Source organism: Emticicia sp. CRIBPO (genome assembly GCF_009905725.1).
GTDB lineage: Bacteria > Bacteroidota > Bacteroidia > Cytophagales > Spirosomataceae > Leadbetterella.
In genome coordinates this window covers 253,782-267,280 of the sequence record NZ_JAAAKV010000001.1, presented here as the reverse complement: position 1 = coordinate 267,280, position 13,499 = coordinate 253,782, and the positions used below count along the sequence as shown (strand labels likewise).

Annotated in this window: 14 protein-coding genes; 5 read left to right on the top strand and 9 right to left on the bottom strand. The window is 41.9% G+C overall.

The features are described from left to right. Position 1: 1 nt before the first annotated feature. From dnaK to rpmI, 4 genes are all read right to left on the bottom strand, one after another. Positions 2-1,900, bottom strand: a complete 1,899-nt coding sequence (dnaK, locus tag GVN16_RS01165; protein WP_166562000.1) for a molecular chaperone DnaK — start codon at positions 1,898-1,900, stop codon at positions 2-4. A 285-nt stretch (positions 1,901-2,185) separates the two neighbouring features. Further along, entirely contained in the window at positions 2,186-2,791 is a 606-nt protein-coding gene (locus GVN16_RS01160; protein WP_166561999.1) for a DUF937 domain-containing protein, read from the bottom strand. A 150-nt stretch (positions 2,792-2,941) separates the two neighbouring features. After that, positions 2,942-3,286: a 50S ribosomal protein L20 gene (gene rplT, locus GVN16_RS01155; RefSeq protein WP_166561998.1), complete on the bottom strand. Its 345-nt coding sequence runs from the start codon at positions 3,284-3,286 to the stop codon at positions 2,942-2,944. A 93-nt stretch (positions 3,287-3,379) separates the two neighbouring features. Then, the gene (gene rpmI / locus GVN16_RS01150) at positions 3,380-3,574 is read right to left on the bottom strand and encodes a 50S ribosomal protein L35 (RefSeq protein ID WP_166561997.1); all 195 of its coding nucleotides are present in this window, start codon (positions 3,572-3,574) and stop codon (positions 3,380-3,382) included. Between the two features lie 306 nt (positions 3,575-3,880). On the opposite strand from rpmI, the gene GVN16_RS01145 reads away from it, so the two are divergent. The 5 genes from GVN16_RS01145 to GVN16_RS01125 all read left to right on the top strand — a co-directional run bounded on the left by GVN16_RS01145 (position 3,881) and on the right by GVN16_RS01125 (position 10,208). Next, positions 3,881-4,291: a VOC family protein gene (locus tag GVN16_RS01145; RefSeq protein WP_166561996.1), complete on the top strand. Its 411-nt coding sequence runs from the start codon at positions 3,881-3,883 to the stop codon at positions 4,289-4,291. Between the two features lie 143 nt (positions 4,292-4,434). After that, on the top strand, positions 4,435-8,025 hold the full coding sequence (gene dnaE, locus GVN16_RS01140) for a DNA polymerase III subunit alpha (protein ID WP_166561995.1): 3,591 nt from the start codon (positions 4,435-4,437) through the stop codon (positions 8,023-8,025). Positions 8,026-8,564: 539 nt separating this feature from the next. Then, entirely contained in the window at positions 8,565-8,999 is a 435-nt protein-coding gene (locus GVN16_RS01135; protein WP_166561994.1) for a hypothetical protein, read from the top strand. A gap of 34 nt (positions 9,000-9,033) precedes the next feature. After that, positions 9,034-9,567: an AraC family transcriptional regulator gene (locus GVN16_RS01130; protein WP_166561993.1), complete on the top strand. Its 534-nt coding sequence runs from the start codon at positions 9,034-9,036 to the stop codon at positions 9,565-9,567. 446 nt (positions 9,568-10,013) lie between these two features. Next, on the top strand, positions 10,014-10,208 hold the full coding sequence (locus GVN16_RS01125; RefSeq protein WP_166561992.1) for a hypothetical protein: 195 nt from the start codon (positions 10,014-10,016) through the stop codon (positions 10,206-10,208). A 27-nt stretch (positions 10,209-10,235) separates the two neighbouring features. Here the strand turns inward: GVN16_RS01125 and GVN16_RS01120 are convergent, their stop codons facing one another. The 5 genes from GVN16_RS01120 to GVN16_RS01100 all read right to left on the bottom strand — a co-directional run bounded on the left by GVN16_RS01120 (position 10,236) and on the right by GVN16_RS01100 (position 13,385). Continuing rightward, entirely contained in the window at positions 10,236-10,610 is a 375-nt protein-coding gene (locus tag GVN16_RS01120; RefSeq protein WP_166561991.1) for a cupin domain-containing protein, read from the bottom strand. Positions 10,611-10,881: 271 nt separating this feature from the next. Further along, positions 10,882-11,340, bottom strand: a complete 459-nt coding sequence (locus GVN16_RS01115; protein ID WP_166561990.1) for a PA2169 family four-helix-bundle protein — start codon at positions 11,338-11,340, stop codon at positions 10,882-10,884. A 12-nt stretch (positions 11,341-11,352) separates the two neighbouring features. Further along, positions 11,353-11,865, bottom strand: coding sequence for a pyridoxamine 5'-phosphate oxidase family protein (locus GVN16_RS01110; protein WP_166561989.1), 513 nt, complete (start codon positions 11,863-11,865; stop codon positions 11,353-11,355). A 272-nt stretch (positions 11,866-12,137) separates the two neighbouring features. Beyond that, complete coding sequence (locus GVN16_RS01105; RefSeq protein WP_166561988.1) at positions 12,138-12,698, bottom strand: acyl-CoA thioesterase; 561 nt, start codon at positions 12,696-12,698, stop codon at positions 12,138-12,140. A 105-nt stretch (positions 12,699-12,803) separates the two neighbouring features. Continuing rightward, entirely contained in the window at positions 12,804-13,385 is a 582-nt protein-coding gene (locus GVN16_RS01100) for an outer membrane beta-barrel protein (RefSeq protein ID WP_166561987.1), read from the bottom strand. Between the last annotated feature and the right edge of the window lie 114 nt (positions 13,386-13,499).

Sequence of the window (13,499 nt, the reverse complement as noted above, 5' to 3'; positions counted from 1 at the left end):
ATTATTTAACTTCTTCGTAATTAACATCTGTAACGCCTTCGTCAGCTTTACCGGTGTTTTGGGTGTCTCCACCTGCTTCACCAGCCGGAGCCGCCGCTTGCTGGGCATTGTAAATGTCCTGGCTGGCTGCCTGCCATGCCGCATTGATTTTCTCAAGTGAAGCGTCAATGGCAGCGATGTCTTTGGTGCCATGAGCAGCTCTCAGCTCAGTCAACGCAGCCTCGATGGCTGATTTATTGGCTTCAGAAAGTTTGTCACCGTATTCTTTCAGTTGCTTTTCAGTACTGAAGATGGTTGAATCGGCCGCGTTTACTTTCTCGATTTTTTCTTTTTCAAGTTTATCAGCTTCTTCGTTAGCTTTGGCTTCGTCACGCATTCTCTGAATATCCGCATCCGACAACCCGCTTGATGCTTCGATCCTGATTTTTTGTTCTTTACCTGTGCCTTTGTCTTTGGCTGTTACATTCAGGATACCGTTGGCATCGACATCAAATGATACCTCGATCTGAGGAATACCTCTCTGGGATGGTGGAATACCATCCAGGTGGAATCTACCCAGTGTACGGTTCTGAGCCGCCATTGGTCTTTCTCCCTGAAGGATATGAAGCTCTACAGAAGGCTGGTTATCAGCAGCTGTCGAGAATGTTTCAACTTTGTTGGTCGGAATGGTCGTGTTGGCTTCGATCATTTTGGTAAACACACCGCCAAGGGTTTCGATACCTAATGAAAGAGGGATAACGTCAAGAAGCAAGATGTCTTTCACTTCTCCTGTTAACACACCACCCTGGATAGCAGCACCGATGGCTACGGCTTCGTCAGGGTTAACACCTTTCGAAGGTTTTTTGCCAAAGAACGCTTCCACTTCTTCCTGTACTTTAGGAATACGGGTTGATCCGCCCACTAAAAGTACTTCTGTGATCTGGCTGTTTGAGATACCTGCATTTTTCATAGCTCTCTTACAAGGCTCCATCATTCTTTTCAGAAGTGAATCTGCCAGTTGTTCGAATTTCGAACGGGTAAGAGATCTTACCAGGTGTTTAGGCACACCGTCAACAGGGAAGATATAAGGAAGGTTGATTTCAGCCTGAGTAGAGCTTGAAAGTTCGATTTTCGCTCTTTCAGCAGCTTCTTTCAGACGTTGAAGAGCCATGGCATCATGTCTCAGGTCAACACCTTCGTCTTTCTTGAATTCTTCAGCCAGCCATTCGATGATTACCTGGTCAAAGTCGTCACCACCCAGGTGAGTATCACCATCGGTAGCTTTTACTTCGAACACGCCGTCACCAAGGTCAAGGATAGATACGTCGAAAGTACCACCACCAAGGTCAAATACCACGACAGTCATGTCTTGTCCCTGTTTGTCAAGGCCGTAAGCCAGTGCAGCAGCGGTTGGTTCGTTGATGATCCTTTTGACATCAAGACCGGCAATGATACCGGCTTCTTTAGTGGCCTGACGTTCTGCGTCATTAAAGTAAGCAGGAACGGTAATAACGGCTTCTGTGATGGTTTGTCCAAGATAATCTTCGGCAGTAGACTTCATTTTCTGAAGAATGAAGGCTGAGATTTCCTGTGGTGTGTATTGACGGTCACCGATTCTTACTCTTGAAGTATCGTTTGCTCCTTTTTCAATGTCGTATGCGATGGTTTTAAGTTCGCTTCCAACGTCCGAATATTTTTTACCCATGAAACGCTTCACCGAAGCAATCGTGTTTTTAGGGTTTGTAATAGCTTGTCTTTTTGCAGGGGCACCAACTTTTTTCTCACCATTGTCCAAAAAAGCAACAATTGAAGGGGTTGTTCTGGCTCCCTCACTATTTGCAATAACTACAGGCTCATTACCTTCCATTACGGCTACGCACGAGTTGGTAGTTCCTAAGTCAATTCCAATAATTTTTCCCATTTTGTATGTCAGTATTATAAATTAAAATGTTTCTATGTCTCTGTTTCATCAATGAATATGCCAAGCAAAAAATCGGACAGAAATTCTGACAGATTGTCATGGTTTGAATTTGAAAAATGTATTTTGAAGCAATAAGGGCCGGTTTTCGGAGAATTATAAAATCAAATACTGACTAAATGAATGGATTTAAAATAAAAGACAGGCGTAATATTACTACACCTGTCAGGTTCGTGCCTCGATAAAAGTACGTTCGTGCCTCGAGGCACGAACCTTCAATTATGCTGTTTATTTTTTGCCGAACAATCCGCCCAGTCCACCCAGAAGGTCTCCCAGTCCGCCACCGCCGGCGTTAGGTTTTGATCCGCCACCTGAAGCGAGGTTAAGAAGGTCGTTCATGTCAAGTTTACCATCAGCCAGGGCATTGCTTGCCTGACCCATGATGCTTCCGAAGTCAATACCATTGGTTTTCCCGCCTGAAAGCGTACCCATCAGGCCGCCAAGATCTACTGAGTTGTCATTAGGATCATTGGTTTTCGAAATCAAACCTCCCAAAACCGAAGGAAGGATGTTTCCGATGATGCCTGAAGCTGCATTGTTGGATAAGCCGTACTTCTGCATGATGTTGCTGATTACATTTTTGGCAATCATCTGAACCATCGGGTTGCTCATCAGGCCGTTCACGCCTTGCGACTGGCTTGCACCACCACCTGTGAAAAGGCCTAAAAGGCTTCCTAAGCCGCCCTGTGCGTTAGCCTGTTTGGTCAGTCCGCCAAGGATACCCTGCGTGACATCCTGAATAATTCCTTCATTATGCTCATTAGGAACTTCCTTATTTTCGACTACGGCTCCCTGTCCGTATTGTCTTACCAGGCCTTCTAGTACGTCTAACATAGTTGTTTTATTTTTGAGTTTTGAATTTGGGTACAAATGTGAAATAAATTTTCATATTGCCACTATCATTGAGACAGAATCTTTGGTAAAAAGTAACAAAAAAAAGGACGCTTTTTAAGGGCGTCCTTTTTTCCGGATAAAAAAAATCAATTATTTTACTTTTTCTACGATAGCCTTGAAAGCTTCGGGATGATTCATCGCTAAATCAGCCAATACTTTACGGTTAAGCTCGATGCCAGAGTTTGAAAGTTTGTTGATGAATACCGAATATGACAAACCGAAAGGTCTTACACCGGCATTGATACGAACAATCCACAAACGACGGAAATTTCTTTTTTTCTGTTTACGGCCTATGTAAGCATAGCCTAAACCTTTTTCGACAGCGTTTTTAGCAACTGTCCATACATTTTTTCTACGACCAAAATAGCCTTTGGCTAATTTTAAGATCTTTTTGCGTCTTGCTTTAGACGCGGCATGATTGACACTACGTGGCATAAAAAATTAAGTTTTTTGACTAAAGGCGGCTTCGTTTCCGAAACTCTTTTAACGGCCTTGGGTCTGGTGAAACAATTGAACCTCTTTATTGAATTATAAACTCAACAAAGTTTTGATACGTCCCTCGTCAGAAGGACTTACGAGCGTAGCCGAAGCAAGATTTCTTTTTCTCTTGGTTGACTTTTTCGTCAAAATGTGGCTGTGAAAAGCATGCTTACGCTTGATTTTACCAGTACCAGTGATTTTGAAACGCTTTTTCGCTCCTGAATTTGTTTTTTGCTTTGGCATTTTTACAAAACAGATTTAAGTATTAGAAAAAGTTAATTGGGGTGCAAAAATAGTAAAAAAACTTATAATTAGCAAATTTAGATTATTTGTGCCGGTATAAAAGTGTGAATCAACGAGGGGACGGAAAAGGGGAGAAAGGACTCTGTCGCAGAAATGAAAGCGTTATGTTTTGATAATAAGGTGATTGTGTATTATTCCTGTCGCTAAATCCGGCCCCGGGCAGATTTGAATTCCCGGTATTTTTCCGGATTTTTATGTTGATTATTGACTATTTTTGATAGATTCATCATTTATTAGAGACTGAAAATGAAAGATTTAGTGTCAATTTCTCCGTTTTTTATTTCAAAACATGTGCCGTCTTCACTGGCATTCTACCGTGACCGGCTTGGGTTTGAAGTTACCTTCCAGGGGCTTGAGCCTGATGATATTTACTTTGGTATTGTTCAGAGAGGTGGTGTGGAGATACTGCTCAAACATATCGGCGTGACCCCGGTGCCGAATTACACCCGTGATGTTAAAATGGGAATCGCCAGCTGGGATGCGTTTGTGTATACCCCGGATCCTGATGCCCTGGCCCTGGAATTTGCTTCCCGTGACGTGGCGTTTTTTAGGCCATTGGGAAACACCGCTGATGGCCTGCTTGGATTTGAGATTGAAGATGCAGACGGATACGTCCTGTTTTTCGGCCGTACGAACCCCGTAAATGAAAGTCAGTAATTTTGTTCAGACCATATAAGCCTTGATCCGCGTTCCCTTTTTCCGTTCTCCGGAAGAAGAGCTATTTTTCAAAACATAATGGTATTGCATCACTATTTATCTTAAATTTGTTTAATCAAAGAAAGGTGAATCAACAATAACGAATGCAATTCTCTCATTTACATAATCATACCCAATTCTCACTCCTCGACGGGGCTTCCAATATTAAGAAACTTTTTGCCAAAGCAGAAAAAGACAACATGCCGGCCATGGCCATTACAGACCACGGCAATATGTTCGGTGTCTTTGATTTTGTGGCGGCGGCCGAGAAATTTAATGTCAAGCCGATTGTGGGATGCGAGTTTTACGTGGTAGAAGATCACACAAGAAAACAATTTACAAAAGAACAGAAAGACATCAGGTCGCATCAGCTGCTGCTGGCGAAAAATGCCCAGGGATATAAGAACCTGACAAAATTATGCTCCCTGGGTTTTATGGAGGGTTTGTACAGCAAATACCCGCGTGTTACCAAAGCCCTGATCGAAAAATATAAGGAAGGACTTATTGCCACTACCTGTTGCATCGGTGCAAGCGTTCCCAGGGCTATCCTGAAGCATGGGGAAGATGCCGGTGAAAAAGAATTCAGATGGTGGCTGGACATGTTTGGGGAGGATTATTATGTGGAGATACAGCGGCATGACATCCCTGAACAAAATACTGTAAATAAACTGCTGCTGAAGTGGGCCAAAGAATATAATGTAAAAGTAATTGCCTCGAATGACAGCCACTATGTAGACCAGAGTGACTGGGTGGCCCATGATATCCTGCTTTGTGTCAATACCAACGAAAAGCTGGCTACACCGTCAGCGAAGGATTTCAGTGACGACGAATCAGGCGGGTCAAGAAATACGCGTTTTGCTTTTTTTAACGACCAGTTTTACTTCAAGTCGACGGCTGAAATGACGCAGCTGTTTTCGGACATCCCGGCGGCGATTGACAATACGAATGAGATTGTAGGCAAGGTAGAAAAACTGCAGCTGAAAAAAGATATTTTACTGCCTAACTTCCCCATTCCTGAAGAGTTTAAAATCCACCCGGAGGATACACTCAATCAATGGGAGTATCTGAAGCACATTACCTACGAAGGGGCAAAGGCCAGGTATCATGAAATTCCCCTGACTACACAGGAAAGGATTGACTTTGAATTGTTTACGATCAGGACGATGGGTTTTGCCGGGTACTTCCTGATTGTAATGGACTTTATCAAGGCCGGGCGTAACATGGGTGTGATGATCGGGCCGGGCAGGGGATCTGCTGCAGGTTCGGTGGTGGCTTACTGTATCGGTATCACCAACATTGACCCGATCAAGTATAACCTGCTTTTTGAGCGTTTCCTGAATCCTGACCGTAAGTCAATGCCCGATATTGATACGGACTTCGACGATGAAGGCAGGCAGAAGGTCATCGATTATGTGGTTGATAAATATGGTAAAAACCAGGTAGCCCAGATCATTACTTATGGTACGATGGCCACCAAGTCATCCATCAAGGACGTGGCGAGGGTAATGGACCTTCCGCTGGCCGATGCCAACTACATTGCCAAGCTGATTCCGGATAAGCCCTCTTATGGTATTGATTTCAATAAACTGATCCATTTCCCGATTTCGGGAGAGGGCAGCCTTGAAAAGCTGGGACTTCAGCCCGAAGAGGTGGAGAATGTGAAGAAAGTAAGGGCCATGTATAATGGCTCCGACCTGACCAGTAAGGTACTTAAACAGGCTGAAAAGCTCGAAGGTACGGTCAGGAACACGGGTATCCACGCTGCAGGTATCATCATTGCCCCAAGCGACCTTTCGGACATTATCCCGGTATGTGTGTCTAAAGACTCGGATTTGCTGATTACCCAATATGAGGGTAAGATCATTGAAGATGCCGGTGTTATCAAGATGGACTTTTTGGGGCTGCGTAACCTTTCGATCATCAAAGAAGCCCTGAGAATGATCAAGGAAAATCATGGCGTGGATATCGAAATTGATGAGGTGCCCCTGGACGACACAAAAACTTTTGAGCTTTTTCAGAGAGGTGAAACCAACGCGATTTTCCAGTTTGAATCCGACGGTATGAAAAAGCACATGAAGGACCTTAAACCCGACAGGTTTGATGACCTTATTGCGATGAATGCCTTGTATCGTCCGGGTCCTATTGCTTATATCCCGAATTTCATTGCCAGAAAACACGGGCGTGAAGAAATTAAATATGACCTTCCGGAAGTAGAAGAGTTTTTGGGTGAAACCTACGGGATCACCGTTTACCAGGAACAGGTAATGCTTTTGTCGCAGAAACTCGGGAACTTCACGAAAGGGGATGCCGACGTTCTGCGTAAGGCCATGGGTAAGAAACAGAAGGCGGTACTGGACAAAATGAAGGCCCAGTTTATTGACGGAGCCAAGTCCAACGGCCACGATCCCAAAATATGCGAAAAAATATGGACAGACTGGGAAGCCTTTGCCCAATACGCCTTTAACAAATCGCACTCTACCTGCTACGCGTTTGTGGCCTATCAAACGGCTTATCTGAAAGCCCATTATCCTTCGGAATATATGGCGGGGGTATTGACCTCGCAGCTGGGTAACATCGATAAGATTACCTTCTTTATGGAAGAATGCCGGGCGTTGGGTCTCGAAATTCTCGGGCCCGATATCAATGAATCTTCCAAAAGATTCAGCGTAAATAAAAAAGGAGAGATCCGTTTCGGACTGGGTGGTATCAAAGGGACAGGCGATGCGGCCGTGGATGCCATCATAGAAGAAAGGGAGAAAAGAGGGCCGTTTAAAGATGTTTTTGATTTTATAACCCGCGTCAACATCAGGACGGTTAATAAAAAGACGTTGGAATCGCTGGTGTATGCGGGGGCATTCGACTGCTTTGAAGACATACACAGGGCGGTCTATTTTAACATGACAGAGAACTCTACTTTCATAGAGCGGCTGATCCGGTATGCCAATAAATTTCATGAGGATAAGTCTTCTGCCCAGAACTCTTTGTTCGGGTATATGGACGGAGACACCGGCTTTGATATTCAGAAGCCGAAGATTGAGCATGTGGAGCCCTGGGGGAATATCGAGAAGCTGAAGTATGAGAAGGATGTGGTTGGTTTTTATATTTCAGGACACCCGCTTGACCAGTTTTCGATTGAAATGAATCTTTGCAAGCCGCTGGACCAACTGATGCTGAAAGAAAACCAGGACCGTGAATTTTCGATCGGCGGGGTGATTTCCAGTGTACAGCTTAAGCAGGCTAAGAATGGAAACCCTTTCGCTATTTTTAAGATTGAGGATTATAATTCATTTATTGAACTGATGCTTTTCGGGAAAGATTATGTCAATTTTTCTAATTATCTGACCCAGGGACTCTTTGTGTTTGTCCGAGGGAAAGTGCAGGCCAAATGGAACCGGGAAGATGATCTTGAATTCAAACCAATCCAGATGGAACTGCTGAATGATATCAAGGAAAAGCGGTTCAGAGAGGTGAATGTCAGGCTTAATCTTCAGGAGATTGATGAGGTGATGATTGATGAACTGAAGTCTGTGAGTCAGGAGTATCCCGGCAAATTCGATCTTAAACTCAATGTTTTTGATGAAGAAGAGAGGATCGACCTGATGCTTTTCTCGCGAAGTACGAAAATTGAAATCAGCAAGGAAGTACAAAAAAGGCTGGCGGTCATTGCCGGATCCAAGAACGTTACTTTTGCCTGATCTTATATATTGAACGATGACAGAAACCCTGTCTGAAGAAACTGTCATAGCTTTTTGCCCGAACAAGGGGGATTTAGCTATGACGGGAATTTCTCCCATAGCTAACTCCCCGTCACCGGCCTCGCCTGCTGATTTCCGATCTTGATGATTCCCTGCTGATGCAACCTGAACATAACCAATAAGGGATACCTGTCTTTTGTTTTTTCAGGAGATAAGTATTTGAGTACCAGCGGATAATTAGGTAATTTGAAAAGTAGTAATTATGCAAGTTATTTCTATAATTGTGTAACGACATTTCTCATTAATAGGACGACCTTTGCACTAAGAATCCATATTGTTTCTTTGAAAATAAAATCTACCAACATAACTTCTGATTTCATATTTACTTCTGATTTTGAGCATTTTACAGATTATTTCAAAAGATATTTGAAATGAATCTCCGTGCCGGATCAGTAAGGGTTCTCAATGCCATGTTAAATCCACACACCATGTTAAATACTTCAAATCGCATTACAGACGATCATATAATTCTTATGATCATGCAAAATAACCGGGAAGGTTGGGAATGCATGTATGAAAAATACGGCTCCATGATGTATTCTTCGATCTTATGCCTTACTGATGAAAAGGATTTAGCTGAAGATATCCTGGCGGAATGCTTCTTTCAGCTAAAAAAAATGAAGAAAATTGAGGAAAGTACCAAACCCTTATACCTGTGCCTTTTGCACCAGACCTATATCACTTCTTCACAGGTTCTGAAACTGAAAGGACTGCCGGTGATTGAAAGCCGTTTCGGCAACAGCCTCTTTCCGGTCCTTAATATGGTCATCCAAAATCCTGTAACGATGGAGGAAATTACAGTTTTTTTCGGCACCACAGAAAGTAAAATAAAATCTACACTGCTTTCAGATTTTAAGAGAATCAGGGAGATATTTCTGAAGGAAGGTGATCATACATCTGCCGATAAGTACTAATAATTTCCGCGGATTTGTTAAAACGCCCTAAGTTATGAAACTCTATATTAAATTCATGGTCAGTATACGGTGCAAGATGATTGTGAAATCAGAGTTAAGCAAACTCGGATTAAAATACTTCAAAGTGGAATTGGGAGAAGCGGAGATTGAAGAAGATATTACTTCAGATCAGAAGGACAAGTTGCAAGCGGGCCTGATGCGGTCAGGACTGGAACTCATGGATGACAGAAAAGCCACTTTGATCGAAAAGATCAAGAACGTCATTGTTGAAATGGTCCATTATTCAGATGAACTTCCCAAAGTAAAGAATTCTGAGTTTATCAGCAAAAAACTCAATCATGATTACACTTATCTTTCCAATATTTTCTCTGAAGCAACGGGAATCACAATAGAGCGATTTCTGATTAATCATAAAATTGAAAGAGTTAAGGAACTCATCATTTATGATGAACTCAATATTACCGAAATTGCCTTCAAACTTCATTACAGCAGTGTAGGCCACTTGTCTTATCAATTCAAAAAAAATACTGGTCTGACTCCGTCCTTTTTCAAAAAAACTGGGGGATAAAAGGCGTAATCACCTTGAAAATCTGTGAATAATGTAAATTCTAATCATTATTTTGTAATAATTATTTGTTGAGAATCAGTGACTTTTGTAGGGTAATTAACGACGAGATATTGCACTAAAGCCTTTTCCTTTTAAATTATACTTTAATGAAATTCAGTTTAACTCCCGAAAGAATGGAACCGTTCCTTTTACGAAAAGTGAAAGTTCTTAAATATGTCCTTCTCAGTACGAGATTGCCGGAGCTTATCTTATACCAGCATCCGGAAAGGCTCTCAATTCAAAGAGTCTTTAAAAAAAGCGAGCAGTTTATGTATAGGTAATTGTAATGGTTACCAGATTTGATTCTTTATATAATAAAAGCACCACACCCTTGATGGTGCTTTTTATACCTTTCCCAAAACAAGTCCCCGGCTTAAATCATCTTTATTTTAAACTCAGTTACCATCATGCCAAATCTAAAATATGATCAACAACTCCCTGAAGGAAACGAACAGGTTAAACCTACGGCAACAGAAAATCAATCTTTAGCCAAAAGCCTCATTGTTCTTAATTTACTAAACCCGGAATTCGAAAATCTGAGCAGGGAAGGAAAACAGTTTATTATGCGATTACAAAATATCCTGGAGTACGGAGAAGCCTGATTTTTTGATGTAACAGACTTTGGTATCCTAATCTTCTTTAAAATCTTTGATAATGGTGGTTAACATTTTGAACTGCTTGTCAGCCTTAAAGCAATGCAATGCGTGTGCCGGGATGATCATCCCCTCTCCCAGATTAAGTTTGTAATCTTTATTGCTGACGGTGACTTCTGCTTTTCCGTCAATAATCTGAACGTAGGTGTCATATTCAATACTTTTTTCACACAGCTTTTCTCCTTCGTCAAAAGAGCTTGCGGTTACATCCCCGCCCGCTTTTTTTACAACAGTCTTACTTACGATGGAATCAGGAACGTATTCTGTGAGTTCAACGATAATATGGGATTGCGGCTGGGGAAAGCCGGCATTGCCGGTTTCTTTACCTGATTGATCTTTATGTTTTTTCATGGTCTTGATTTATTGAGCGGTGATTTTGACACTAAGAAGGAGTTAAAAAAAAGTGAATGTGAAGTCTGTGCGATTTTTGCTGTCTGATGAGATTTGTGTGGTTTCCGGGGGCGTTACCAAAGAAAAGGTATTGATAAATAATTCAGTTTATCTGCTGCATAGCCTTGATAACAGGTATAACAGTTTCAGAAACTGACTTTTCTGAAACTGTTTCTATTGTTGAACCCGATGATCACTGAAGGTGCGGTATGACATGTTCTGTTTAGCGTTATCAGGCTTCTGACAAGGCGTCACGCAATGACTTGACTTCGTTATGATCAGCTTTTATCAATGTATGTTGTGATTTGATCATTGCCGCTTGTTCATCTGTAATATCGGAAAGATGCTCACTCAACACTTTTTCGTAGGTGCTAACCGCTATATCTTCTCCATACTCACATGAATTAAGTATGGCTTTGCGGTCTTTCATGGTGATTGCGGCTTTTACATCCATCCAGACACGGAAGAATTTTCCGGAGATCATAGTTCCTTCGGCAGGAATGCCCCCCAGTTTACCGACTTCGCCTTCCAATTCTTGTCTGCATTTTTGACTGGTATTCGAAAACTGAGAAAACAAGCCTTTTAATTCCTGTTCATCTGTTTCTTCAAGGGCTGTCTGATATCCTTCAATCCTGTCGTTATTAATAGTAATAAGTGTATTTAGTACTTCGATCGATTTGGCATTTTCCATTTTAAAGACATTTTAATTTACATTTATAGATCCTTCCTGGCTATCAAGAAGCGTTGTTCCGGTGGCCACTGAAGCTACCATCTTTAAGAAGTTTATCATTTTATTACCCTCAGTGTCCCAATAATAGGCACTTACCGGAGCCACTTTAATTATAGAAATGTCAGGATCGTCTTTGCCGTCTTTAAACCATGTTTTTACTAATGGTGTCCATAGTTCTTCTGTCTTACTCCGGTCAATAATTACTTCTGCCTCACCGTTTACGACCAGGTATGAGCTTTTGCCAGGATGTGAAAAAAATAGCTGAACATTTTTATTTTGCTCAATTTCTTTGTTTTTGTAGCTGTTTACGTCGCTGAAAAACCAGATGTTTCCTTGTTCACAAACCTTTTGTGCTCCCATAGGACGGCATGTGGAACCGTCATCTGTTTTAAGATTGGTGCAGAACAGGCAAATGTTTATCTCCTCGACCAGTTTCTGAAGTTGTTTGATGGCTTCCTCATCGTGGAAATTGATTTTTTCGTTCATTTTGTATCAGCTTTAATTGTGATTGATTGTCTTATACAAAAGTCACCAAATCTACAGGTTAATGCATTACACAATTTTGGGTAAGGTTTATATAATACACACTTATCAACAGCCTCTGAGGTTTGAAGCCCGGTTTATTAACCAAAAAATGTGAAGGGAAAGAGATGTCAGTCTGCCGGTTTTATTACAGGCAGAAACGTCTCCTGCATGTCTCACTAAAAGCCGCGATTGTTCCGGCAGGGCGGTTTATCAGTGAGTATTGCGTACAGGTATTATTGAATCAGTTTTTTCTTTAATTTGATCCGTTGCCCGTCAAGTAAATGCAGGTCTTCATCCAGGTGCAGGCACGATTTTTCGTTATCGAAATCATCTTTGAATTTTTCTCTTAATTGCTTTCTTTTGATGGCTTCAAGGCACCTTCGTACATCATCTTCTGTTTCCAGGGTAAGGAAAGGGACTTCTTTGGGTTTACCTTCTTCGTCCTTGGCCACCATGGTAAAGTATGAATTATTGGTATGTTTCTGCTCTCCCGTAATGACATTTTCTGAAATTACCCTTATCCCGACCACCAGGGAACTGCGTCCGACGTAATTGACTGAGGCCATCAGGGAAACGAGCTCACCGACTTCTATGGGTTGTAAAAAATTAACGCCGTCGACAGAAACCGTCACCACATAGGCTCCGGCGTGTTTTGAGGCACAGGCATAGGCTACTTTGTCCATGAGCGACAAGAGTATTCCTCCGTGTATTTTTCCGCCGAAGTTGGCATAAGAAGGGATCATCAGCTCGGTTATGGTTGTCCGGGAATAAGAAACGGGTTTTGATTTTTCCATGAACTGGTTTTTTTGGGTAAATTAGAAAAGGATATCCGGGAATAAAAAAAATACCGCTTTAATTTTCATCAAAGCGGTAATCAGATGCCACAATATCGTAAAGGATCAGAAAAGTTTAAGGCCTGCAGTTATCTGCCAGCCGCTGCTTTTTTGCTTGAGATCTTCAACAGAAGAAACATTGCCAAAGCTGCCCAGATAGCGGACATCAATGTCTATACCCCCGAAAGTAACCCCGGCTCCGGCCTGGTAGCCGAATTTGGCATCTTTAAAGGTGTCTTTGGTGTTGGGGTCCTTGATGGCTTCGCCGAAAGCTTTTCCTTCTGCTATTTTAAAAGAGGCTACAGGCCCGGCATTCAATCTAAGAAAAGGAATGACTTTGATACCGACCAAAACAGGTACATCAATATCGGTGTAAGTGGCTTTGATGGGGTTATTGTCAACGACCACTTCTCCGCCTTTGGAGGCAACGATGAATTCGGGCTGCAAATAGATGGTTTTTCCCATTCTGGCCCATACCCCAAAAGCAAAGTTTGTTCTGTTTTTGAGACTTTCTTCAACATTGGCAGAAAATGAACCGGCATCTGTAGAGATTTTGGTAAGGTTTACTCCGGCTTTTACGCCAAACTGAGCAAATGCACCGACAGAAGTAATGGAAAGAATAATGATTAAACTTAGGATTTTTTTCATGGTGATTTTTAATTTGTATGTAGAACTGATAATATTGAAGACAAATTTAAAATAATATTGTAAAAAGTGAGAGAAACTGCCGTTTTTCTTTTAAAATCTCTGTTAATTGCCTGG

Bases quoted from the DNA above. Each gene is read 5' to 3' on its own strand.
- dnaK (WP_166562000.1), bottom strand. From the start codon at position 1,900: ATGGGAAAAATTATTGGAATTGACTTAGGAACTACCAACTCGTGCGTA.
- GVN16_RS01160 (WP_166561999.1), bottom strand. From the start codon at position 2,791: ATGTTAGACGTACTAGAAGGCCTGGTAAGACAATACGGACAGGGAGCC.
- rplT (WP_166561998.1), bottom strand. From the start codon at position 3,286: ATGCCACGTAGTGTCAATCATGCCGCGTCTAAAGCAAGACGCAAAAAG.
- rpmI (WP_166561997.1), bottom strand. From the start codon at position 3,574: ATGCCAAAGCAAAAAACAAATTCAGGAGCGAAAAAGCGTTTCAAAATC.
- GVN16_RS01145 (WP_166561996.1), top strand. From the start codon at position 3,881: ATGAAAGATTTAGTGTCAATTTCTCCGTTTTTTATTTCAAAACATGTG.
- dnaE (WP_166561995.1), top strand. From the start codon at position 4,435: ATGCAATTCTCTCATTTACATAATCATACCCAATTCTCACTCCTCGAC.
- GVN16_RS01135 (WP_166561994.1), top strand. From the start codon at position 8,565: ATGCAAAATAACCGGGAAGGTTGGGAATGCATGTATGAAAAATACGGC.
- GVN16_RS01130 (WP_166561993.1), top strand. From the start codon at position 9,034: ATGAAACTCTATATTAAATTCATGGTCAGTATACGGTGCAAGATGATT.
- GVN16_RS01125 (WP_166561992.1), top strand. From the start codon at position 10,014: ATGCCAAATCTAAAATATGATCAACAACTCCCTGAAGGAAACGAACAG.
- GVN16_RS01120 (WP_166561991.1), bottom strand. From the start codon at position 10,610: ATGAAAAAACATAAAGATCAATCAGGTAAAGAAACCGGCAATGCCGGC.
- GVN16_RS01115 (WP_166561990.1), bottom strand. From the start codon at position 11,340: ATGGAAAATGCCAAATCGATCGAAGTACTAAATACACTTATTACTATT.
- GVN16_RS01110 (WP_166561989.1), bottom strand. From the start codon at position 11,865: ATGAACGAAAAAATCAATTTCCACGATGAGGAAGCCATCAAACAACTT.
- GVN16_RS01105 (WP_166561988.1), bottom strand. From the start codon at position 12,698: ATGGAAAAATCAAAACCCGTTTCTTATTCCCGGACAACCATAACCGAG.
- GVN16_RS01100 (WP_166561987.1), bottom strand. From the start codon at position 13,385: ATGAAAAAAATCCTAAGTTTAATCATTATTCTTTCCATTACTTCTGTC.